The sequence below is a fragment of the Bacillus sp. SIMBA_026 genome (genome assembly GCF_046535335.1).
GTDB lineage: Bacteria > Bacillota > Bacilli > Bacillales > Bacillaceae > Bacillus > Bacillus velezensis.
Genome location: NZ_JAWRWX010000020.1, coordinates 1 through 677, shown reverse-complemented (window position 1 = coordinate 677; position 677 = coordinate 1). Strand labels below are relative to the sequence as shown.

Sequence of the window (677 nt, the reverse complement as noted above, 5' to 3'; positions counted from 1 at the left end):
TGGAGCCACCGGAGATCCCGGCGCTACTGGAGTAACAGGTGCCACCGGAATAACGGGAGCTACTGGAGTAACCGGAGAAACCGGCGCCACCGGAGCCACTGGGATAACGGGAGCCACCGGGCTCACAGGCGCCACTGGAGTAACAGGCGCCACTGGGATAACGGGAGCAACGGGAGTAACAGGCTTAACCGGAGTAACGGGAGCAACAGGGATTACCGGCGCCACCGGGGCAACTGGAGCCACCGGGGTAACAGGAGTAACCGGCTCGACCGGCGCCACCGGAATAACGGGAGTAATCGGAGCAACCGGGGTAACGGGAGTAACTGGGGCAACCGGAGTAACCGGGGCAACAGGAGCAACAGGAGCGACCGGAATAACGGGAGTAACGGGAGCCACCGGGCTCACCGGTGCCACTGGAGTAACAGGCTCAACCGGCGTAACGGGAATAACGGGAGCCACTGGAGTAACCGGCGCCACCGGGGTAACGGGAGTAACCGGGGATACCGGAGCGACAGGAATAACAGGCGCCACCGGAGTCACTGGAGTAACGGGATCAACAGGAGCAACCGGGGTAACGGGAGTAACCGGGGCAACCGGAGCAACCGGGGATACCGGAGCGACAGGAATAACAGGCGCCACCGGAGTCACTGGAGTAACGGGATCAACAGGAGCAACCG

The 677-nt window shown here is 62.6% G+C and carries 1 protein-coding gene; it reads left to right on the top strand.

Features of this window, described 5'->3' with window-relative positions; translation table 11 throughout:
• The coding region (locus SB847_RS20460) for a hypothetical protein (protein WP_410578379.1) at positions 1-677 on the top strand (677 nt) is incomplete at both ends.